The sequence below is a fragment of the Actinomadura litoris genome (genome assembly GCF_009733595.1).
Taxonomy (GTDB): domain Bacteria; phylum Actinomycetota; class Actinomycetes; order Streptosporangiales; family Streptosporangiaceae; genus Spirillospora; species Spirillospora litoris.
The window spans coordinates 37,326-57,481 of sequence record NZ_WOFH01000001.1; the positions used below are offsets into that span (position 1 = coordinate 37,326).

The 20,156-nt window shown below is 72.8% G+C and carries 17 protein-coding genes; 11 read left to right on the forward strand and 6 right to left on the reverse strand.

The window, feature by feature from the left end; genetic code table 11:
• The first annotated feature begins 52 nt into the window (after positions 1 to 52).
• Positions 53 to 1,732 (forward strand): bifunctional metallophosphatase/5'-nucleotidase, encoded by a 1,680-nt coding sequence (locus GNZ18_RS00190; RefSeq protein ID WP_156214033.1) that lies wholly within the window; start codon positions 53 to 55, stop codon positions 1,730 to 1,732.
• Positions 1,733 to 1,784: 52 nt separating this feature from the next.
• Here the strand turns inward: GNZ18_RS00190 and GNZ18_RS00195 are convergent, their stop codons facing one another.
• The 5 genes from GNZ18_RS00195 to GNZ18_RS00215 all read right to left on the reverse strand — a co-directional run bounded on the left by GNZ18_RS00195 (position 1,785) and on the right by GNZ18_RS00215 (position 9,273).
• The gene (locus tag GNZ18_RS00195) at positions 1,785 to 2,945 is read right to left on the reverse strand and encodes an inorganic phosphate transporter (RefSeq protein ID WP_156214034.1); all 1,161 of its coding nucleotides are present in this window, start codon (positions 2,943 to 2,945) and stop codon (positions 1,785 to 1,787) included.
• Positions 2,942 to 3,559 carry a DUF47 domain-containing protein gene (locus GNZ18_RS00200; protein ID WP_214616445.1) on the reverse strand — a complete coding sequence of 206 codons (618 nt, stop codon included), beginning with the start codon at positions 3,557 to 3,559 and terminating at the stop codon, positions 2,942 to 2,944. The genes GNZ18_RS00195 and GNZ18_RS00200 overlap by 4 nt, the downstream gene beginning before the upstream one ends.
• A 613-nt stretch (positions 3,560 to 4,172) precedes the next feature.
• The gene (locus GNZ18_RS00205) at positions 4,173 to 4,364 is read right to left on the reverse strand and encodes a hypothetical protein (protein ID WP_156214035.1); all 192 of its coding nucleotides are present in this window, start codon (positions 4,362 to 4,364) and stop codon (positions 4,173 to 4,175) included.
• A gap of 216 nt (positions 4,365 to 4,580) precedes the next feature.
• Complete coding sequence (locus GNZ18_RS43490) at positions 4,581 to 8,633, reverse strand: AAA family ATPase (protein ID WP_156214036.1); 4,053 nt, start codon at positions 8,631 to 8,633, stop codon at positions 4,581 to 4,583.
• 118 nt (positions 8,634 to 8,751) lie between these two features.
• Entirely contained in the window at positions 8,752 to 9,273 is a 522-nt protein-coding gene (locus GNZ18_RS00215) for a gamma carbonic anhydrase family protein (protein WP_156214037.1), read from the reverse strand.
• Between the two features lie 335 nt (positions 9,274 to 9,608).
• On the opposite strand from GNZ18_RS00215, the gene GNZ18_RS00220 reads away from it, so the two are divergent.
• The 6 genes from GNZ18_RS00220 to arfB all read left to right on the forward strand — a co-directional run bounded on the left by GNZ18_RS00220 (position 9,609) and on the right by arfB (position 15,635).
• A complete protein-coding gene (locus GNZ18_RS00220; RefSeq protein ID WP_156214038.1) occupies positions 9,609 to 10,679 on the forward strand; it encodes a DivIVA domain-containing protein in 1,071 nt (356 codons plus the stop codon).
• Between the two features lie 104 nt (positions 10,680 to 10,783).
• A complete protein-coding gene (gene def, locus GNZ18_RS00225; RefSeq protein WP_242891186.1) occupies positions 10,784 to 11,335 on the forward strand; it encodes a peptide deformylase in 552 nt (183 codons plus the stop codon).
• 106 nt (positions 11,336 to 11,441) lie between these two features.
• Complete coding sequence (locus tag GNZ18_RS00230) at positions 11,442 to 12,179, forward strand: response regulator transcription factor (protein WP_374225426.1); 738 nt, start codon at positions 11,442 to 11,444, stop codon at positions 12,177 to 12,179.
• Positions 12,179 to 13,696, forward strand: a complete 1,518-nt coding sequence (locus GNZ18_RS00235) for a sensor histidine kinase (protein ID WP_156214039.1) — start codon at positions 12,179 to 12,181, stop codon at positions 13,694 to 13,696. The genes GNZ18_RS00230 and GNZ18_RS00235 overlap by 1 nt, the downstream gene beginning before the upstream one ends.
• Positions 13,697 to 13,958: 262 nt before the next feature.
• Complete coding sequence (locus GNZ18_RS00240; protein ID WP_156214040.1) at positions 13,959 to 15,020, forward strand: S1C family serine protease; 1,062 nt, start codon at positions 13,959 to 13,961, stop codon at positions 15,018 to 15,020.
• Between the two features lie 192 nt (positions 15,021 to 15,212).
• Positions 15,213 to 15,635: an alternative ribosome rescue aminoacyl-tRNA hydrolase ArfB gene (gene arfB, locus GNZ18_RS00245; RefSeq protein WP_156214041.1), complete on the forward strand. Its 423-nt coding sequence runs from the start codon at positions 15,213 to 15,215 to the stop codon at positions 15,633 to 15,635.
• A gap of 74 nt (positions 15,636 to 15,709) precedes the next feature.
• Here the strand turns inward: arfB and GNZ18_RS00250 are convergent, their stop codons facing one another.
• On the reverse strand, positions 15,710 to 17,242 hold the full coding sequence (locus tag GNZ18_RS00250; protein WP_156214042.1) for an MFS transporter: 1,533 nt from the start codon (positions 17,240 to 17,242) through the stop codon (positions 15,710 to 15,712).
• 106 nt (positions 17,243 to 17,348) lie between these two features.
• Between GNZ18_RS00250 and GNZ18_RS00255 the strand changes: the two genes are divergently transcribed.
• The 4 genes from GNZ18_RS00255 to GNZ18_RS00270 all read left to right on the forward strand — a co-directional run bounded on the left by GNZ18_RS00255 (position 17,349) and on the right by GNZ18_RS00270 (position 20,101).
• The gene (locus GNZ18_RS00255; protein WP_156214043.1) at positions 17,349 to 18,053 is read left to right on the forward strand and encodes a hypothetical protein; all 705 of its coding nucleotides are present in this window, start codon (positions 17,349 to 17,351) and stop codon (positions 18,051 to 18,053) included.
• A gap of 705 nt (positions 18,054 to 18,758) precedes the next feature.
• Positions 18,759 to 19,352, forward strand: a complete 594-nt coding sequence (locus tag GNZ18_RS00260) for a TetR/AcrR family transcriptional regulator (RefSeq protein WP_156214044.1) — start codon at positions 18,759 to 18,761, stop codon at positions 19,350 to 19,352.
• Positions 19,353 to 19,433: 81 nt separating this feature from the next.
• Positions 19,434 to 19,802, forward strand: a complete 369-nt coding sequence (locus GNZ18_RS00265) for a type II toxin-antitoxin system RelE/ParE family toxin (protein WP_156214045.1) — start codon at positions 19,434 to 19,436, stop codon at positions 19,800 to 19,802.
• Positions 19,802 to 20,101, forward strand: coding sequence for a helix-turn-helix domain-containing protein (locus GNZ18_RS00270; RefSeq protein ID WP_156214046.1), 300 nt, complete (start codon positions 19,802 to 19,804; stop codon positions 20,099 to 20,101). The genes GNZ18_RS00265 and GNZ18_RS00270 overlap by 1 nt, the downstream gene beginning before the upstream one ends.
• The last annotated feature ends 55 nt before the right edge of the window (positions 20,102 to 20,156 follow it).

The window sequence follows — 20,156 nt, forward strand, 5'->3', positions numbered from 1 at the left end:
CTGTCATTGGGTCGCCGGGGCGCGTATGCCGGGCCGTCCTAGCGTGCGGAAAATGACTCGACGACGCACCATCCTGGCCTGCGCCGCCGCCACCGTGACGGTCGTCGCGGTGGCGGCGCAGCCGGCCGCCGCGCGGCCCGCGCCCACCGCGGCAGTGCGGCTGCTCTCGCTGAACGACTTCCACGGCAACCTGGAGGCGCCGACCGGAAGCTCGGGCACCGCGATCGACGAGAACGGCAACGCCGTTCCAGCGGGTGGCGCCACCTACGTGGCGACCCACCTCAAGCGCCTGGCCGACCGGCACACGCTGACGGTCGCGCAGGGCGACCTGATCGGCGCGTCGCCGCTGATCTCCGCCGCCTACCACGACGAGCCCTCGGTGCGGTTCCTCGGGGACGTCGGCGTGACGGCCTCCGCCGTCGGCAACCACGAGTTCGACGAGGGCTACCAGGAGCTCCAGCGCATCCAGGACGGCGGCTGCCACCCCACCGACGGGTGCTCGCCCGCCGGGCGCTGGCGCGGCGCGGAGTACGACTACCTCGCCGCCAACGTGATCCTGGAGAAGCGGAACAAGCCCGTCCTGAAGCCCTGGACGATCCGCCGGGTCAACGGCGTGAAGGTCGGCTTCATCGGCGTCGTCACCAAGACCACCCCGTCCATCGTCACCGCCGACGGCATCAAGGGCCTGCGGTTCGACGACGAGGTCGCGGCGGCCGACCGGTCGGCGCGCGAGCTGAAGCGGCGCGGCGTCCGGGCGATCGTGCTGCTCGTGCACGAGGGCGACCAGGTCAAATCGGGTTCGCGGCCGGACGAGTGCGGCGTCGTCCCCGGCGCCGGCACCCGCATCGCGCGCGACGCCGACCCCGAGATCGACGTCGTGCTGTCCGGCCACACCCACCAGCAGTACGTGTGCTCGGTCCCGGACCCGAAGGGTCAGCCCCGGCTGTACTCCTCCGGCTCCTCGTTCGGACGGGTGATCACGCAGGTCGACTTCCAGGTGAACAAGCGGACGGGCGACATCGTCCGCTCCTCGCTCAGGGGCGACAACCACGTGGTGACGCGGGACGTCCCGGAGGACCCGGCGACGGTGAGGTTCGTCCAGACTTGGAAGGACCGCGTCTCCGCGATCGCGAACAAGCCGATCGGCAAGATCACCGCCGACCTGACCCGCGCCCCCTCCCCCGCCGGTGAGACCGCCCTCGGCGACGTCGTCGCCGACGCGCAGCTCGCCTCGATGAAGGACAAGGGCGCCCAGGTCGCGCTGATGAACCCCGGAGGCGTCCGGACCGACCTCACCTACAAGGCGAGCGGCTCGGAGGGCGACGGCGTCGTGACCTACGGGGAGGCGTTCGCCGTCCAGCCGTTCAGCAACGTGATGGGCCAGACCTCGCTGACCGGCGCGCAGCTCGACGCGCTGCTGGAGCAGCAGTGGACGCCCACGACCGAGAAGATCCTCCAGCCCTCGTCCGGCCTGCACTTCACGATCGACCGCTCGAAGCCGATCGGCGACCGCGTCTCGGCCATCACGATCGACGGGAAGCCGGTCGACCCGGCCGCCGCCTACAAGGTGTCGGCGAACAACTTCCTGCTCGGCGGCGGCGACGGCTTCAGCGTCTTCACCCAGGGCAAGGACCAGGTCCTCGGCCCGATCGACCTGGACGGCCTCGTCTCCTACCTGGGCGCCCAGGGCACCATCGCGCCCCCGCCCCTGAACCGCATCTCCGGGAAGTAGGCGACCCGGGTGGGCCCGCCGTTCCCCGTGGGGGGCGGCGGGCCACCAGGGGTCAGGCGCCGAAGAAGTGGACGATGCCGTAGACGAGGGCGGCGACGGCGGCGGCCGCGGGCATCGTGAGGACCCAGGCGAGGACGATGTTGCCCGCCATGCCCCACCGCACCGCCGACAGCCGCTTGGTCGCGCCGGCGCCCATGATGGCCGAGGTGATCGTGTGGGTGGTCGAGATTGGAGCGTGCCAGAAATACGCGGTCACGTACAGGACGACGGAGGCGGTCGCTTCCGCGGCGAAGCCCTTCGGCGGATCCACCTCGATGACCTTGCGGCCGAGCGTCCGCATGATCCGCCAGCCGCCCGCGTAGGTGCCGAGCGACAGCGCGCCGGCGCACGACACGATCACCCAGGTCGGGACCGAGTTCCCGTCGGAGTGGTCGGTGACGACCAGGGCGAGCACGATGATGCCCATGGTCTTCTGCGCGTCCTGGAGGCCGTGCCCGAGCGCGAGGGACGCCGCCGACAGCGTCTGCGCGATGCGGAAGCGGCGGCCGACCCGTCCCGGGTGCGCGTGCCGGAAGATCCACAGGATCGCGATCATCACCAGGTAGGCGAGCAGGAAGCCGACGACCGGCGACACCACCATCGGGATCGCGACCTTGTCGACGACGCTCGACCAGTTCACCGTCGAGGCGGAGGCGATGCCCGCCCCGACGACCCCGCCGATCAGCGCGTGCGAGGACGAGGACGGCAGCCCGAAGTACCAGGTGATCAGGTTCCAGGTGATCGCGCCGAGCACGCCGGCCGCGATGACCGTGAGGCCGTGCAGGTCGTCCGGCGGGGTGATGACCTCGCTGATCGTCTTGGCGACCTCCACGCCGAGCAGCGCGCCCAGCATGTTCATCACCGCGGCCATCAGCAGCGCGACCCGCGGGGTCAGCGCGCGGGTGGAGACGGCGGTGGCGATCGCGTTGGCGGCGTCGTGGAAGCCGTTGGTGTAGTCGAAGACGAGGGAGACCACGACGACCAGGACGAGCACCGCCGCCTGCGCGTCCGAGCGCAGCCCGACCGCCCCCGCGGCCGTGACCAGCGCGACGCCCGCGAGCAGCAGCAGCCAGGCGCGGCCGGAGACCCGCCGGGTGGCCTGCTCGCCGAGCGTGGCGCCCTCCCCGGCCGACGGCTCCCGCACGAGCGTCGAGCCGTCCCCCGGCGTGCTCATGATTCCTTGACCGCGATGGTCTCGACCGTGTTGGCGACGTGCTCGAAGGCGTCGGCCGCCTCCTCCAACCGGTCGATGACCTGCTTCATCTTCAGCACGGTGAGGGTGTCGTACTCGCCGCTGAACAGGTGCGCCAGCAGCTTGCGGTACACCTGGTCGCCCTGGTTCTCCAGGCGGTTGATCTCGATCCAGTACTCGTTGAGCTCCTTCATCGACCGCAGCCTCGGCATCGCCTCGGCGGTGAGTTCGGCCGCGCGCTCCAGCACCTCCACCATGTGGACGATGCCCTTCGGAAACTCCTCGATCTTGTAGAGAACGACGAGGTCGGCCGCCTCCTCCATCTCGTCCATCACGTCGTCGATCGTCGAGGCCAGCCGGTAGATGTCCTCCCGGTCGAACGGCGTGATGAACGTTTCGTTCAGCCGCCGCATGATCGCATGAGTGCATTCGTCGCCCGCGTGCTCGCAGGCGCGCATCTTCTCGGCGATCGCGGGCCGGTCGGCGCCGTCGCTGATGAGCTCCACGAGCAGCCTGGCGCCGGTGACCAGGTTGTTCGCCGAGTCGGCGAACATGTCGTAGAAGCTGTCCTCACGCGGCGTGAGACGCAAGCGCACGTCGTTCTCCTGATGTGCCGGAACAGTCCGCAGAGGATCGTAGGCGCAACCAGCCGTAAAAAGAACCTTTGCCCCAGCTTCGGCCGGTGTCCTCCATCCTCTCACCTACAAGATTGCCCTAGATCACCAGGTACATACCTGTGAGAGGGCCCCCTATCTGCGGCGATGGCGGGGATCCGGCGGCCGCGTGGGCATGCCACGGAGAGTGACCGCGATGGCGAGTGAGATTACTAACAGCCCGGCGGGCGGTGGCGCGGGGGCGGCGTCCCGTCCGAGGTCGCGGGGGTGGCGGCCTCCGTTTCACCGGGCCGGGGACCCCCGATCGGATGATCACTGTGCGTGGCAATGGCCCCGGAGCCGGGGCGCGCGGGACCGAACGCGGCCGGGCCGGTGGTGGGGTGGCGGGCCGCGGCCGCCTTTCCACGCGCCGTGGAACGGGCCAACCGAACGTTGCGGAAGCGGTCGAGGCCGATGTCGGACTTTCCGAAAAGCGGGCTGAGGGGTGGGCCCTAACGCGAACCGGGGACGCCCGTAATTCGGCGTCCCCGGTGCTCTCGCTGCCTGCTGCCTGCGCGGCGTCGGCCGGGGGGCTAGCCCGTTGCTAGTCCCATGGCTAGTCTTGCGGCGTCAGCTCGCGACGACCGGATTCGTCGGACCGTACTCCGAGCACCATGTCGATCTCCGCGACGGACAGCGGCTCCTTGGCCGCCGCCACGGCGCTGAGCATCTCGGCATAGAGTTCGATCTCGTCCAGCGCAACACGGTCGTGGACGCGCAGGTCGAGGTATTGGCGCACCGCGTCCACCTCCGTTCGTTCCCCCCACACCCGGGTTCGAGGCTACGCGTCCCGCCCCGACGGGCACATGACCCAAGAGGGCCATTCGGGGGCCACTCTCCTTGCTGGTCTTCCCGGGTGGGCCGGGAATGATGCGAAAGTCCCGGCCATGAAAGGACACGCGGGCATGATCGCCCTCCCGCGGGGCCGGGCCGCCGACCTGCGACGGAGGGGCAAAATCCCAGGTCAGCCGCCTGGACGGAAGTCGCCGAGCATCTGCTCCAGCGCCGACTCGGGCAGGTCGCGCGGGGTGAGGCGGGCGACGGTCGCGGCGTTGACGTCGGCGCCCGCGAGCCGCGCGGCCTGCCGCGCGACCGTCTGCTCGAACAGCGCGCGGACGGTGCGCGCGTAGGCGAACGCCGGGTCCTCGCGCAGCCGCGCGAAGCGGTTCAGCAGTTCGACGCGCAGTTCCTCGTCGAGCATGTAGAGGTCGCGTTCCGCATAGTTCTGAAAGAGCTGCACCAGTTCCCTGTCGGCCATTCCGGTGAACTCGACGACGCGTCCGAACTCGCCCCGGAACCCGGGGTTGCCCGCGAGGAACCCCTCCATCTCCGGTCCCTGGCTCGAACAGATCACGACGAACCGTCCGCCGCGGTCGTGCATGGCCCGCCGCAGCTCGCTCACCACGGCCGGGCTCCGGTCGAGCCGGTGCGCCTCCTGGATCAGCAGCACGCCGCCGAGCGCCTGCTCGATCATGCTCGCGACCCGGTTCTCGGTGTCGACCTGGTCGCGTCCGGCCAGGTGGACGGGACGGCACGCCACCACGTGCCCGGCCTCCAGCAGCCCGAGCGCCGCGTAGATGCCGCCGACCAGGCCCGCGACCGTCGTCTTGCCCGTCCCGGCCGGGCCGGTGAAGATCAGGTGCCGGCCGGTCTCGGAGGTCACGCCGTAGCGCGCCCGGTCGGCCGCGAGCCCCGCCTCCTCGGCCAGTTCGCGGACGGTCTCCTTCACCGCGTCCAGCCCCATGAGCTGGTCGAGGCGGCGCAGGTAGCCGCCGATGTCGCCGGGCGGGCGCAGCGCGGGCTCGATGCCCTCGGCGACGCCCGCGAGGTCGTCGGGGGTCAGCACGAGCCGGTCGCGGGAGGCCCCGGCGCGCTCCAGGTGCCGCTGGCACGCCTGGTCGAGGTAGGTCTCCACGAGGCGGGCGTTGACGAGGTCGCCGGGGCCGCGCAGGCGCTCCAGGTCCTCGCGGGCGACCTCCAGCGCGGACGCCCCGATCGTGACGCGGCGCTCCTCGGCGAGCAGGTGCAGCAGCGTCATGCGGTTGTCGAGGTCGCCGAGGTCGGGCATCCGGTGGACGCGGAACACCTGCACCAGCTTGGGATGGTCCTGGACGAGCCGCTTGTAGGCGCGCGGCTCGCACGTCGCGATCACCGGGGTCGCGTTGACCGGGTCGCGGCGGGCCCTGCGGACCGCGCCGACGACGGCCGCGGGGTCGAGCGCCGAGGTGATCGCCACGTCCAGCCGCTCGAACAGGATCGCCGGGCCCGGCTGCGTGAGCAGGCGCGCCATCCGCTCGGCCGGGGCGTCGCGGACGTCCTCGGCGTCGTGCGCGCGGATCGCCCCGTCGCCGACGCCCGCGTCGGCGAGCATCAGCGCGATCATCCGGGCCAGCCGGCGCTGCCCCGAGTGGGGCTGCCCGACCAGCAGCACGCCGGGGACCCCGGGCCGGATCGAGCTGGGCGCGCCGTCCACCCGCGTCCGCTCGGCGCCCGAGTCGGACGGCGCGTTCCACTCCTCGACCTGCGCGCGCAGGTCGTCCAGGAGCTTGGCCGCGTCGTGCTCGCCGGAGACGTAGCCGATCCCGAACCGCTCCAGCGTGCGGCGCCGGCCGCGGTCCTCCGGCGGCGGGATCTCGTGGACGGGCCGCTCCGGTGAGGGCGTGTCGTCCAGGAAGCCGAAGTCGCCGACCATCGTCTCGGACATGACGCGCGTCCCCGGGCCGACACCGGGGGCCTCGCCGCCCTGCCCGCCGCCCTGCCCGCCGTCCGGGTCGCCGCCCTGCCCGCCCCCCAGGTCGGTGGGGCCGAGCACGCGCGTGCCGGGCGGGCCGGCGGGCGGCCCTGCCTGGGCGGGCTGGGGGGCGGGGCCCTCCAGGCGGGTGGCGTACGGGTCGAACGTCCCCTGAGGCTGCGCCTGCGGCTGCGGAGGTCGGGGTTGTCGCTGAGGCTGGGGCGGCGGCGGGCTCGCCATCGCGGCCGCCGGGACGTTCGCGCCCGGAGGAAGGCCCTGCGCGGGCGGCCCCTCGCCCGGCCGCTGGTAGCCCAGCTGCGTGTAGGGCGGCGCGAAGTTCTCCTCTGGGTGGTCGGGCTCCTGCTCCGGCGGCTGGTAGAGGTTCTGCGGCGGCTCGGGGGGCGGCGCGTACGACGGCCGCGGCGGCTCGGGCGCGTTGTAGGGCGCCGGAGGCTGGACCTGGTTCTGCCCCGGCACGGGTGCCCCGGGCATGCCGAAGGCGGCCTGCGCCCCCGGCATCGGTGCGCCCGGCATGGGATTCGGTACCTGGTTCGGCATGGGCGCGGCAGGCGCGCCGGGGCGCTGGAAGCCGAGTTCGGTGTAGGGCGGCGCGACGCTCGCCTCGTCCTGCTCCTCCTCCCCGGGCATGGGCGAGGCCGCCATCGGGTCAGGCGGAGCGAACGCGGCCTGCTGCCCGCCGTGCGCCATGGGCCCGGGGGCGTTCTCCCATCCCGGCTGCGCGGGCGGCTGGACGAACGGGCGGTCGGGCTGCGCGGGCACGCCGGGAGGCTGCGGGGACGCGCCGGGCGCGAGCCCGGGTTGGCTCTGCATGCCGAACGGCGACGGCTGCGAGGGCGCCGGGCTGGGCGGGGGCGTGGCCGGCGCCTGCGTCGGGGACGCGGCCGTGGCGCGGGCGCGGTTGCGTCCGATGATGCCCGCGACGATCGCCGTCGGGACGGGGAATCCGCGCGGCCGCGCGGGCATGCCGCCGAGGCGGCACCAGGCGAGGTCCACCTCGTACATCGCGGCCAGCAGCGTCTCCGCGCCGGGCCCGGACCCGGCGGCGGACCGCAGCGGCTCGGGCAGCCGCATGTCGACGGGCCACAGGCGGCGCAGCGGGTGCCCCTTCTGCTCGGAGACCGCCTGCACGGTGTAGCGGATCTCCGGGTCGAGCCAGGGGACGATGGAGCCCGCCATGTCCTTGCGGACGACCTCCAGGTCGGCGGCCAGCAGCGCGGCGGCGACCAGGCGCGGTTCCACGTACGCGGGGTCGGCGGGGTCACCGGACAGGTCGGCGATGGCCTCGCTCAGCGTGTAGAAGGCGTGCCGGAAGTTGTCTCCGGGGGAGCTCTCGTTCCGCAGCGCGGGCACCAGGTTGGGCGGGCACCGCGTCAGCCACTGCTGGACGAGGGCCTGGTCTCCGTACGGGAGCGCCCCGTAGTCGACGGTCGGGTTGCTCAGCGTCGTCCCGAGGATGGCGAGCAGCGCGTCCGCGCGGGTCTGGAAGCGGGGGTCGTCGCGGAGCGCGCTCGCGACCGCCCACATCGTCCGCAGGACGACCACCGCCGCGTCCACCCGGCTCGCGCGCAGGCGCTCGGAGTAGAGCCCGACGAGCGTCTCCAGCGCGGGCGGGGTGAGCCAGCGCGGGCCGTCGACGTCCGGGAGGGGCTTGGCGCGGTAGGGCTTCCAGAGGTCGAGCATCTGCGCGTCCAGCCGCGCGTCGAAGGCGGGCGCGGACGCGCACCACAGCATCACGCCCCACGCGACCGCCACGGTGGACGGCGTCTCCGGCGTGAACTGCGACCACCAGTGCGGATACTCGGGCGCGGCCAGCGCGGCGGCCGACTCCACCGTCGCGCGGACGCGCGCGGTCAACTCCGTCGCGAACCCGTGCCCGAAGAACGGCAGCCCGGCGGGCGGCGCGAAGGAGAAGTCGGGCCCGGCCGGGACCACGTGCGGCGGCAGGTTCGGGACCTGCGCGACCCCCTGCCCGGGACGGGCGGCCATGCGGACCGCGGGCGTGCGCGGCGGCGGGCACAGGTACCACTGGCCGTCGGAGGGGTGCAGCCGGTACCAGCGCGCCCACGCTCCGAACAGCCACCAGGTGCCGTCGGGGAGGACGAGCACGCGTCCGCCGATGGCGTGCTGGCGCTGCTGAGGAGGCGCCGACGGCCACCACGCCGCGGACACCATCGCCCTCGTGTCGCGCTCTGCCTCCGCGAACGGATCCTGCCCCATCTGGGGGCTGGGCGGCGGAGCGCTGCCATAGCCCGGTCCCCACACCACGCACGTCATGGTAGTCAGCCGATTGCGGCAGGGGATCCGCCGACAGCGGCGAACCCGCGTCCCCGCAGGTCACAGGCTCAGCATTCGCCGGAGCCGGACAGCGCCGGCCCCCGGCACACTACTCCCAGTCGGCCGCGCGGTGCCGCGCCGCCTTCGCCGTGTAGATCGGCGGGGTCTGCTCCAGGACGAGCCGGTCGCCGTCCCGCAGCTCCCGGACGATCTTCGCGGGCGTCCCGGCGACGAGCACCCCGGAGGGGATCTTCTTGCCCGGCGGCACCAGCGCGCCCGCCGCGACCAGCGTGCCCGCGCCGATCCGCGCGCCGTTCAGCACGATCGCGCCGATGCCGATCAGCGAGCCGGTCTCGACGTGCGCGCCGTGCACCATCGCCTTGTGGCCGAGGCTGACCCGGTCCTCCAGGACGGCGGGCATCCCCGGGTCGCAGTGCAGGCAGCACAGGTCCTGGATGTTGCACTCCTCGCCGACGACGACCTCCTCGTCCTCGCCGCGCAGCACCGAGCCGTACCAGACGCTGGACGCGCGGCCCAGGCTCACGCGGCCCACCACGACCGCGCCGGGCGCCACCCACGCCTCCGGATGGATCTTCGGCCGGTCCTCGCCCAACGCACCCACGTAGTTCATGCGCCGATGCTAGGACGGCACCGGGACGCCCCCGCCCGCCGGGTCCGGGCGGGTGGGGTTCGGGTGGGGTTCGGGCGAGGTTCGGGTGGGCCGGACTCCGCGACACAGCCGCCCGGATAGCGCGAATTTTCCTGACTTTGGATAGTTTGTCGGACCAGCCGGATGAAGAAACCGATGAAGAAACCGCAGCGAGAAGCGCGTTCCGGTTGCGCGAATGGGGTGGACCGGACAAGAGTCGTCCTGACGTTTCTAATGTGGGCCCGCTCACAGGCGGGTGAGGATCGCATCCGACCCTGACGGGGTGATGACCCCCGCCAACGACCCCCCAAGGCACCATGAGCAACGAAGCCGAAATCCTGCCGAACCTCCTCCAAGAAGAGTCCTTCGAGATCGTCATGCGCGGCTACAACCGCCGCCAGGTCGACGACTACATCGCCCGCGCGCAGCAGAAGCACCGCGAACTGGAGGCCCGGCTCGCCCGCGCCCAGGACGACGCCGAGCGCATCCGCCGCGAGATGGCCGAGGTCCGGGAGGCCCGCAAGCCGACCGGGGACGACCTGAGCGACCGGCTCCGCCAGATCATCAACCTCGCCGAGGACGAGGCCAGCGACAAGGTCGCCGAGGCCGAGGCGGCGGGCGCGGAGATCCGCGAGGACGCCGAGCGCGAGTCCAAGCGCATCATCGACGACGCGCGCTCGCACGCCGAGAAGAACCTGGCCCAGGCCCAGGAGAAGGCCGAGAACGTGCTCGCCTCGGCCAAGAAGGAGTCCGACAGCGTGCTGTCCGCCGCCAAGCAGGAGGCGGAGCAGACGGTGACCAGCGCCAGGATCGAGGCCGAGCGCACGCTCACCGCGTCCGAGCGCCGCGCCAGCGTGATCAACGAGGGCGCGACGCAGCGGCTGACCTCGCTCACCAAGAACCACACCCAGGCCCTCCAGCGCCTCACCGAGATCAGCGAGACGCTGCACCGGCTGCTGACCGCCGAGAACGAGGCGGGGCCGCTGGAGAAGATGGTCGAGGACGCCGTCCGGCAGTCGCCGCCGCGCAAGCAGCCGGCCGCCGCGCCCCCGGCGTCCCCTTCGGCGTCCCACTCCGCCTCGGCGCCGAAGCCGGTGAGCGCCGTCCCGGCGACGCCCGCGACGCCGGTGGCACCGGCCGCCCCGGCGAAGCCCGCCCCGGCGCCGGTCGCCGCCAAGCCGTCGTCCCCGCCGTCCTCGTCGACGTCGGCGACGCCGCTGCCGTCCGGCCCGTCCGGCCCGTCGCTGAGCAAGGCCGACCCGGAGCCGGCGTCCGCCGACGCCCCGGCCGCGCAGGTGCCCCCGCAGGCCCCGCGCTCGCCGCAGCCGCCGCGCCCGCAGGAGGACGACGGCCCGCTGTCGCCGCGCGGCCCCGCCGACCTGGGCTGATTTCGGCTCCGCCGCACGCACGCGGGCGGCGCGTCCCCGGCCTCCGGCCCGGGGCGCGCCGCCCGCCGCGTTCCGGCGGTTCCGAGGTCTCGTAGGATCTCGGGGTGAGCAAGAAGACCGCCGCGCACGCCGACCGCCGGGGACGGCGCCGCGGGACCCCCCGTCCGATCAGGCTCCTCGGGGACCCCGTCCTGCGCACCGGGTGCGACCCCGTGACCAGGTTCGACGAGTCGCTGGAACGCCTGGTCGACGACATGTTCATCACCATGTACGACGAGGACGGCGCGGGCGTGGCCGCCAACCAGGTCGGCGTCCCGCTCCGCGCGTTCGTCTACGACTGCAAGGACGACCGCGACCGCCGCCACGTCGGCCACGTCGTCAACCCGGTGCTGGTCGCCGCCGACGGCGAGCCGCTCGTCGAGCGCGAGGGCTGCCTGTCGCTGCCCGGCATGAACTTCCCGACCCCCCGCTTCCCCCACGCGGTCGTCGAGGGCGTGGACGTGAAGGGCAGGCCCGTCCGCGTCGAGGGCACCGGCTACTTCGCGCGGTGCCTCCAGCACGAGTGCGGCCACCTCGACGGCGAGGTCTACGTGGACGTCCTGTCCGGCGACACGCGCCGCGAGGCGATGCGCGCGATCCGCGCGCTCAACCGCTGAATTCCGCGCGCCCGCCGCCGATCCTCCGCGCGCGGACGGGTGACGTTCAGGTCGCTTTCAGGTTCGGATGCCACCCTCTGCCATGATTGGTGGAGGGGGGCCACACGTGTCACTGGTTGAGCGGACGGCGAACGGCGGCGGCAGGGCGGCCGAGGCGACGCTGCTCGTCGTCGAGGACGAGCCGAACATCCTGGAGCTGCTCTCGGGCAGCCTGCGCTTCACCGGCTTCGAGGTCGTCACCGCGACCAACGGCGCCGACGCCGTGCAGGCCGCCCGGCGGCACCGCCCCGACCTGATCGTGCTGGACGTGATGCTGCCCGACATCGACGGGTTCGACGTCGCGCGGCGGCTGCGGTCGGGCGGCGACCACACGCCGGTGCTGTTCCTCACCGCGCGCGACGCCGTCCAGGACCGCGTCAAGGGCCTGACGATCGGCGGCGACGACTACGTCACCAAGCCGTTCAGCCTGGAGGAGGTCATCGCCCGCATCCGCGCCGTGCTCCGCCGGTTCCGCGGCGGGGTGGCCGAGGCGACGCCGCGGATGGTCTTCGCCGACGTCGAGCTCGACGAGGACAGCCACGAGGTCTGGCGCGACGGCCGGCCCGTCCAGCTCTCGCCGACCGAGTTCAAGCTGCTGCGCTACTTCATGGCCAACGCGGGGCGCGTGCTGTCGAAGGCGCAGATCCTCGACCACGTGTGGAACTACGACTTCCGGGGCGACGCGGGGATCGTCGAGTCCTACGTCTCCGCGCTGCGCCGCAAGGTCGACAACGTCGAGCCGCGGCTGATCCACACGTTGCGCGGCGTGGGATACGTGCTGCGCGAGCCCCCCGCCCCGGGCTGATGGCCACGCGGGCCCCCGCGCTCGATCCCGCCGGTCCCGGCACCGCGCGGCCCACCTGGCGGCTCGGCTCCTTCTGGGGGCGGACGACGCTGCGCGTGAAGCTGGTGGCGGGGATGCTCGTCCTCGTCACGCTCGGGATGACCGCGATGAGCGCGGCGAGCACGTCCGTCCTGCGCGAGTACCTGGTGACGCGGGCCGACGACCAGCTGCGGGGCTGGGTGCAGCGCTCGCTGACGCAGGTCGTCCCGCAGTTGCAGACCGGACGCGCGCAGATCGACGTGCGCATCCCGAGCGAGATGAACGTGCAGATCCGCGACGAGGCCGGACGGCCCGTCCAGCAGAACAGCCCGTGGGGCGTGGAGGGCTACCCGAGGCTCCCGAAGAACCTCGACCGGCACCTCTACGAGCCGTTCACGGTGAGCGGCGGCGGCCCCGGCTCGCCGTGGCGCGTGCTCGCCGAGCCGATCCCGGGCGGCGGCGTGATCATCCTCGGGCTCAGCATGGACGAGATCGAGCGCACGGTCGGGCGGCTCGTCGCGATCGACGTGATCGTGGGGCTGCTCGTGCTCGCGGTGCTGGTCGTCCTCGGCGTGTGGGTGGTGCGGGCCTCGCTGCGCCCGCTGCGGGCGGTGGAGGAGACCGCCGGGGCGATCGCGGCCGGCGACCTGTCCAGACGCGTGCCCGAGGACGATCCGGCCACCGAGATGGGACGGCTCGGCCGCTCGCTGAACGTGATGCTCAGCCAGATCGAGTCGGCGTTCGGCGCCCGCGCGCAGTCCGAGGCCGCCGCGCGCCGGTCGGAGGACGCGGCCCGCCACTCCGAGGAGCGCATGCGGCGGTTCGTCGCCGACGCGGGCCACGAGCTGCGCACCCCGCTCACCGCGATCCGCGGTTTCGCCGAGTTCTACCGGCAGGGCGCCGCCCGGGACCCGGCCGACGTCGCCCGGCTCATCGGGCGCATCGAGGAGACCGCGTCCCGGATGGGCCTGCTCGTCGAGGACCTGCTGCTGCTCGCCCGCCTCGACCGCGAGCGCCCGATCGAGCGGCGCCCGGTGGACCTGCTCGCGGTCGCCGCCGACTCCGTCCAGGAGGCGCGGGTCCTCGCGCCCGCGCGGACGGTCGAGCTGTCGGTCGAGGGCGGCATGGCCTACCAGGTGCGCGGGGACGAGCCGCGGCTGCGGCAGGTGCTCGGCAACCTGCTGACCAACGCGATCCGGCACACCCCCGAGGGCACGCCGGTCGAGGTGCGGCTGTCGCCCGGCACGCTGCGCGGCGCGCCCGCCGCGATCGTCGAGGTCGCCGACGAGGGGCCGGGGCTGTCCCCCGAGCAGGCCGAGCGCGTCTTCGAGCGGTTCTACCGCGCCGACCCGTCCCGCTCCCGGGAGGACGGCGGCACCGGCCTCGGCCTCGCCATCGTCGCCGCGCTCGTCGCCGCGCACAACGGGCTCGTGGAGGCCGACTCCACCCCGGGCGAGGGCGCGCTGTTCCGGGTCGTCCTCCCCCTGGATCCGGACTGATCTTTTTCCCGGGTGATCTTCAGGCTCCTTTCAGGAAGGTGCGCTTGGGTGAGTGATCACAGGGCGCGGCCCGATCCCGGCGGGACCGGGGGAGACGCGCCCTGGCCAACGTCACGGCACCGTGGCCGAGGGGGCGCACGCCGCACACCCCCTCGGCCACGGTTTTTTGTGGCGTCTCCCCGTTCAGCACACTTTCAGGTTGGCTCCAGGCGGGATGCAGGCCCGGGACGCAGGCTCATGGGTGACGAGACAGGGAGAAGACATGAGCGCCGACCAACCGCGGCAGCCTTGGGAGCCGCAACGACCGGACCTCGCTCCGCACGGCCCGACCTGGCAGCGGCCCGGTGGACCCGGAGCGCCGTCCCACCCGACAGCCCCGACCGACCCGCCCTTCCACACCGACCCGCCCGCCCCGCCCTACCAGGCCGGGCCACAGGGCGGCCCGCACTTCCCGCCCTACCAGACCGTCACCGACCCGATCGCGCCGCAGCGGCCCGGGTTGTGGACGGCCCGCCGCAAGCTCGCCGCGTTCGGCGCCGCCGCGCTGATCGCGGTGGGCGCGGGCGGCACCGGAGCGGCCCTGGCGATGGCCGTGACGGACGGCACGACCGCCTCCTCCAGCCCCACGGCCGTCGCCGGGGCGTCCACGAAGGCGGGCACGATCGCGCAGGTCGCCAAGGCGGTGCAGCCGAGCGTGGTGTCGATCCAGGCGCAGACCGCGCAGGGCACCTCGGGCGGCTCCGGCGTGATCCTGCGCGCGGACGGCATGATCATGACGAACGCGCACGTCGTCTCCGGCGTCCGCCAGGCGCAGGTCAAGCTCAGCGACGGCCGCACCGCTCCCGCGCGCGTGCTGGGCGCCGACACCCGCAACGACATCGCCGTGATCAAGGCCGAGGGCCTGTCCGGCCTGAAGCCCGCCACGCTCGGCGACAGCGCGGCGCTCGCGGTCGGCGACCAGGTCCTCGCCGTCGGCAGCCCGCTCGGCCTGGACGGCTCGGTCACCTCCGGCATCGTCAGCGCCCTCGGCCGCCAGATCCAGGAGGGCGGCGGAGGTGGTGAGCAGAACCTGCCGCCCGGCATGCGCGGGCAGCTGTCCCAGCAGCAGCAGACGGTGATCGAGAACGCGATCCAGACCGACGCCGCGATCAACCCCGGCAACTCCGGCGGCGCGCTCGTCAACGCGGCCGGGCAGGTGATCGGCGTCAACACCGCCATCGCGACCTCCGGCGGCAGCGGCGGCAACATCGGCGTCGGCTTCGCGATCCCCTCCAACACCGCCAAGAAGGTGGTGCAGCAGATCATCGACGGTCCGCAGACCTGACCTGGGACGGCCGCCCGTTCAAGCTCTGGGGGGAGCGGGAGGACGGACGGCCGCCCCAGGTCAACAGGGCCTCTCCCGGGCCGGGGAGAGGCCCGAGAACGGCCGCGTGCCCTGGGGACACGCGGCCGTTCTCGCATTCCCGGCAGGAAAACCGGACGACAAGCCTTCGCCCGTCCGGGGATAATCGACGACATGTCCGAGGAGCTGCACGTCCGCGGCTCGGTCTCCGTGCCGGAGTCCGAGCTGCGCTGGCGCTTCTCCCGGTCCTCCGGCCCCGGCGGGCAGCACGTCAACACCAGCGCGACCGCCGCCGAGCTCTCCTACGACGTCGCCGCCTCGTCCCTGCCCGAGCCCTACAAGGCCCGCGCGCTGGAGCGGCTGGCCGGGCGCCTCGTCCGCGGCGTCCTCACGATCCGCGCCGAGGAGTTCCGCTCCCAGCTCCGCAACCGCGACGCCGCCCGCGCGCGGCTGGCCGCGATCCTCGCCGAGGCCATCGCCCCGCCGCCGAAGAAGCGCGTGCCCAAGAAGATCCCGCGCGGCATCAACGAGCGCCGCCTGGAGAACAAGAAGCGCCGCTCCAACGTGAAGCGCTCCCGCTCCCGCCGCTGGGACTAGCCGGGGGGGTTCATTTCGATCCTGTACGGGCGCGGAATCGCTTCGCGGTCTTCGCGGTGGCTGAGGTCGCTGCCCTAAGCGGCCGCGCGTTCGGCCACGGGCTGCGCGTCCACCGCTTCTTCATGGGACGGCCCGGTGGGGCGCGTCGCCCGGATCAGGAGCGCGAGGGCCGCGAAGATCACGGCGGAGACGGCGCCGGTGATGTTCAGCCCGACGGTGAACGCGTCGTGGGCGGTGCGCAGCAGCGCCTCGGCCTGGTCGCCCGGCAGGTCGCGGGCGGCCGCGTCGGCGCCCGCGAGCGTCTGGCGCGCGGCGGCGGGCGCGTCCGCCATCCGGGACCGGTAGACGGCGGCGCCGACCACCCCGAGCGCCGCCATGCCGAGCGAGGAGCCGAAGTAGTTGCTGGTCTCCGACATCGCGGCCGCCGCGCCCGCGCGCCGCGGCGGCACCGAGCCGACGACCAGGCCGGTGCCGAGCGCGAACAGCGGCCCGGTGCCGAGCGCGAGCACGGTGACCCCGGCGATCAGCCACGGGAGGCCGTCCGCGCCGTCCACCCGGGTCAGCAGGACGCAGCCGGCGACCGACAGGCAGAGCCCGGCGGCGATCGCCGAGGCCGGACGCGTCCGCCGCGCCAGCAGGGGTGCGGTCATCGTCCCGGCCGCGACGCCCAGGCCCATCGGCGCGAACAGCACCGCCGAGGCCAGCGGCGAGTGCCCCAGCACGCCCTGGAGGTACTGCGTGGCCATCAGCCCCGTCCCGGCCATGGCGACCCCCGCGAACACCAGACCCACCAGGACGGCGGCGAACGAGCGGTTCCGCAGCAACCGCAGATCCAGCAGCGGCTCCCCCAGCGTGAGCTGCCGCCGGACGAACACCACGCCCACGACCACGCCGCCCACGATCGCGGCGACCGGAACGGGCGTCCCGGCCGAGGCGTCGACGGCGAGCCGCTTGAGCCCGTAGACGACGGGCAGCACCGCCGCCAGCGACAGCCCGACGCTGAGCAGGTCGAGCCGTCCGCGCGCGGGGGCGCGGAACTCGGGCAGCAGCACCGGCCCGAGCACCAGCAGGCCGACCATGACCGGCACCGCGACCAGGAACACCGACCCCCACCAGAACCACCGCAGCAGCAGCCCCGCCAGCACGGGCCCGAGGGCTCCCCCGGCGAACTGGCAGGTCGCCCAGATCGCGATGGCCCGGCCGCGCCGCCGCTCGTCGCGGAACATGTTGGTGATCAGCGCGAGCGTCGAGGGCATCAGCGTCGCCCCCGCGACCCCGAGCAGCGCCCTGGCGGCGATCAGCATCTGCGGGTTCACCGCGTACGCGGACACCACCGACAGGACCGCGAACGCCGTGCCGCCGACCAGCAGCAGCCGGCGGCGCCCGATCCGGTCACCGAGCGTCCCCATCGTGATCACGAACCCGGCCATCAGGAACCCGTAGCCGTCGGTGATCCACAACTGCTCGGTGCCGCTCGCGCCGAGATCCTCGCTGATCTGCGGCAACGCCAGGAACAGCGACGTGATGTCCATCGCGACCAGCAGCGTCGGCAGGACGAGCACCGCCAGCCCGAGCCATGCGCGCCGGGGCGCGATCTCCTGTGTCATGTCGGTCTCCTCTTCCGGAGGGGGCACGTTCACGACTGGGTCGGAGCCGCGGACCGGATCTCGACAACACCTTGACGTGAAGATCGCGTCAGGATCTCCTTGACGCATGAGCGAATCCGCGGAGTTGAACCGCGCGTCCCGGATCCGGGTGGCGCTGAGCGAGGCCGCCGCCCAACTGGCCGACCGCGCCGCCGTCCTCGTCCGCACCGGGTCCGACGGGCTCCCGGGCGACCTCACCGACGAGGCGCGGCGGCTCCTCGCGCAGGCCGAGCAGGTCCTGGAGCTGGCGGTGCTGTGCGACCGCAGGCGCGGCGCGCCGTGGGCGGCCATCGGCGAGGCCCTCGGCGACGTCTCGAAGCAGACCGCGCACGAACGCTACGCCGAGGCCGACCGGCGGCTCGACGAGGCGCTCATCGAGCACTGGCTGACCGGCGAGTCCCCCGCCGCCGACCTGCCGCCCGGCGCCGACGCGTCCGTCCGCACCCTCGTCCGGCTGGACGAGTGGGCCGCGACCCGCAACCGCGTCGCCACCGTCCCCGACGAGGACCCCGAACGCCAGGTGACCTCCGGCCTCGCACCGATGACGACCGCCGAGCACGGCGCCCTGCTCACCGCCGCCGAGGCCCTGATCGGCACGATCACCGACACCGTCCGCCGCCACGCCCTGGAGGAGGGCCACGCCAACCGCGCCGTCCAGTGGCACGAACGCCGCCTCGCGGACGAGCTGGCCGCCCCCGGCAGCACCGGAACCCCGGTAGAGGAACTCCGCGAACACCTGACCAAGGCCCGCACCCGCCTAACCGACCTCTAGCCCGGAAAGCACGCGGCGACCCCGCACCTCCCCGCGACACCCGCGGCCGTTACGGGTGTGCGGAAGGTAGGCCTCACCGTTGCGTGCGGTGCGTCCCCTCACTCGCCAGTGTAACTTTTAGTAGTCGATTGAGTTCGAGGAGTAGTTGTGAAAGATGTTCCGGTCGCCCTGCGCGTTCTCGCCGCCGCGCCGGATGCGGTCCGGCGTGCGGGGGCGGCGTGAGAGGGATTCCTCGCCGTTCGGTTACGGGGTGATCTATCTCAGGAAATGAGTCGCATTGGTGAGGGGCCGCGTCGAGGGTCCGCGCATATCGCCGTGCCGGGTTTCATTGGGGTCCCCTTCGCGAGAAGAGCTCGTCCGGTGAACTCTGCTCTTGTGGACGGGGCCTCGACGCATGGGTGCCGGCCTTGCCGTGGCGTCCGTTCGGGCCGGGCCGAGCGATAAGTGCCGCTGCCGCGTGCCCGCGGTGTGACACTCATAGGTGCCTGGCGGCGTCCTCACGGGCGCTCGCGCCCGGACGCCCGGGCACCGGCGAGGTTCGTCTAGCTGAAAGTTAGTCCTCGTCACACAGGGCGACAAGAACCGGGGGCAGAGGGCGCTTCTCACCGGGCGGCCATGGCACCCTCACCACCTGGGCCATGGACGCGCCCCGTCGAGCGGGAGTGACCTTCTTGATCGAGAAAGCACGGAACAGGAGAGGGAGCGATGGTGCGCACGAACCCCGAGCGTCGGGAGGCCCTGCTGGACGCGGCGATCGAACTGCTCGCCCAGCGCGGAGCCCGCGGGGTCACCTACCGCGCACTCGACACCCAGGCCGGGGTCCCCACCGGCACCTCTCTGCACTACTTCCGCAACCGCGAAGAGCTGCTCAAACAGCTCGCCTACCGCGTCCTGAAACGCTACAAGCAGCGTGAGGACAGGAACCGCGACGCCGTCGCCGCCCCGCTCGACCGCGAGGCCCTCACGACGTTGTTCCAGCAGAGCGTCCGCCAGGCCATCGCCGACTCCACCCTCCAGACCGCCTCGATCGAGCTGGCGCTGGAGGCGTCCCGCAGCCCCGACCTTCAGCCGATCATGGTCGAGATGACCCGCACCGGGATCAGCGACGACTTCTCCGACCTGGCCGCCCGCCAGGGGGCGGACGGCACCAACGACCTCACCATGCTCTACATGGCCCTGCACTCGCTGGTCACCCACATGGTGCTCATTCCGGGCGCCCTACCGGTGACCGACATCGACGAACTCGTCGCCCATTTCATCCACCGCCTGCTCCCAGAACAGGAACCCGACACCTCCTGACCCCGAGCACCCCTCCTCCCGGGCCGGGACCGGCGCCGTCGCGCTTGCAGCATATTGCTCATGATATATACCATCAGCGATATGTTCGCGATCGAGTTGGAACCCGAGGTCGTCACCTGGCTCGACGCCCTGACCTTCACGCAGTACCAGCGCGTCATGCGCAACGTGGACGACTATCTCGTCGAACGCGGTGACATCCTGGACGGGAACCACACCAGGGCGCTCCGTGAGGGGGTTCGGGAGTTACGTCTCTTCTTGCGGGAAACCACATGGAGGATCACCTATTGGCTCCCCACCGGGCGCGGACGCGTGGTCGTCCTGCTGACCGTGTTTCAGAAAGTCCGTAACGATATGCAGATCCGGGACATTGAACGGGCGGTCAAGATGCGGCATGTCTGCGAAGCGTCTCACACCGGCCCGGCAGGCCATGTCTACGAGAGGAACGGATGATGGCCGGTCACAGCAGCTGGAAGGTCTACCGCGAGCAGCGGCTGCGCGAAGGGGTGGACGCGCATCCGGAGTACGACCAGGCCGGGCTGGATCTGCGGCTCGGCGACATGGTTCGCGAACGGCGCTTGGAATTGGGGCTCACGCAGCGGGAGGTGGCGGAACGGACCGGCATCAGCCAGCCCGCGTTGTCCCGCATCGAGGGCGGCGGAGGAATCCCCACCCTGGCGATGCTGGATCGAATCGCCAAGGCCATGAAGACCACTTTCACCATCACCGTTGGCGATATCGCGGCGGGTTGAGCTCCGCGGTGCGTGTGGTTCGAGCGGGGCCGGCCCCGGTGGTCGAGCGGGCGGG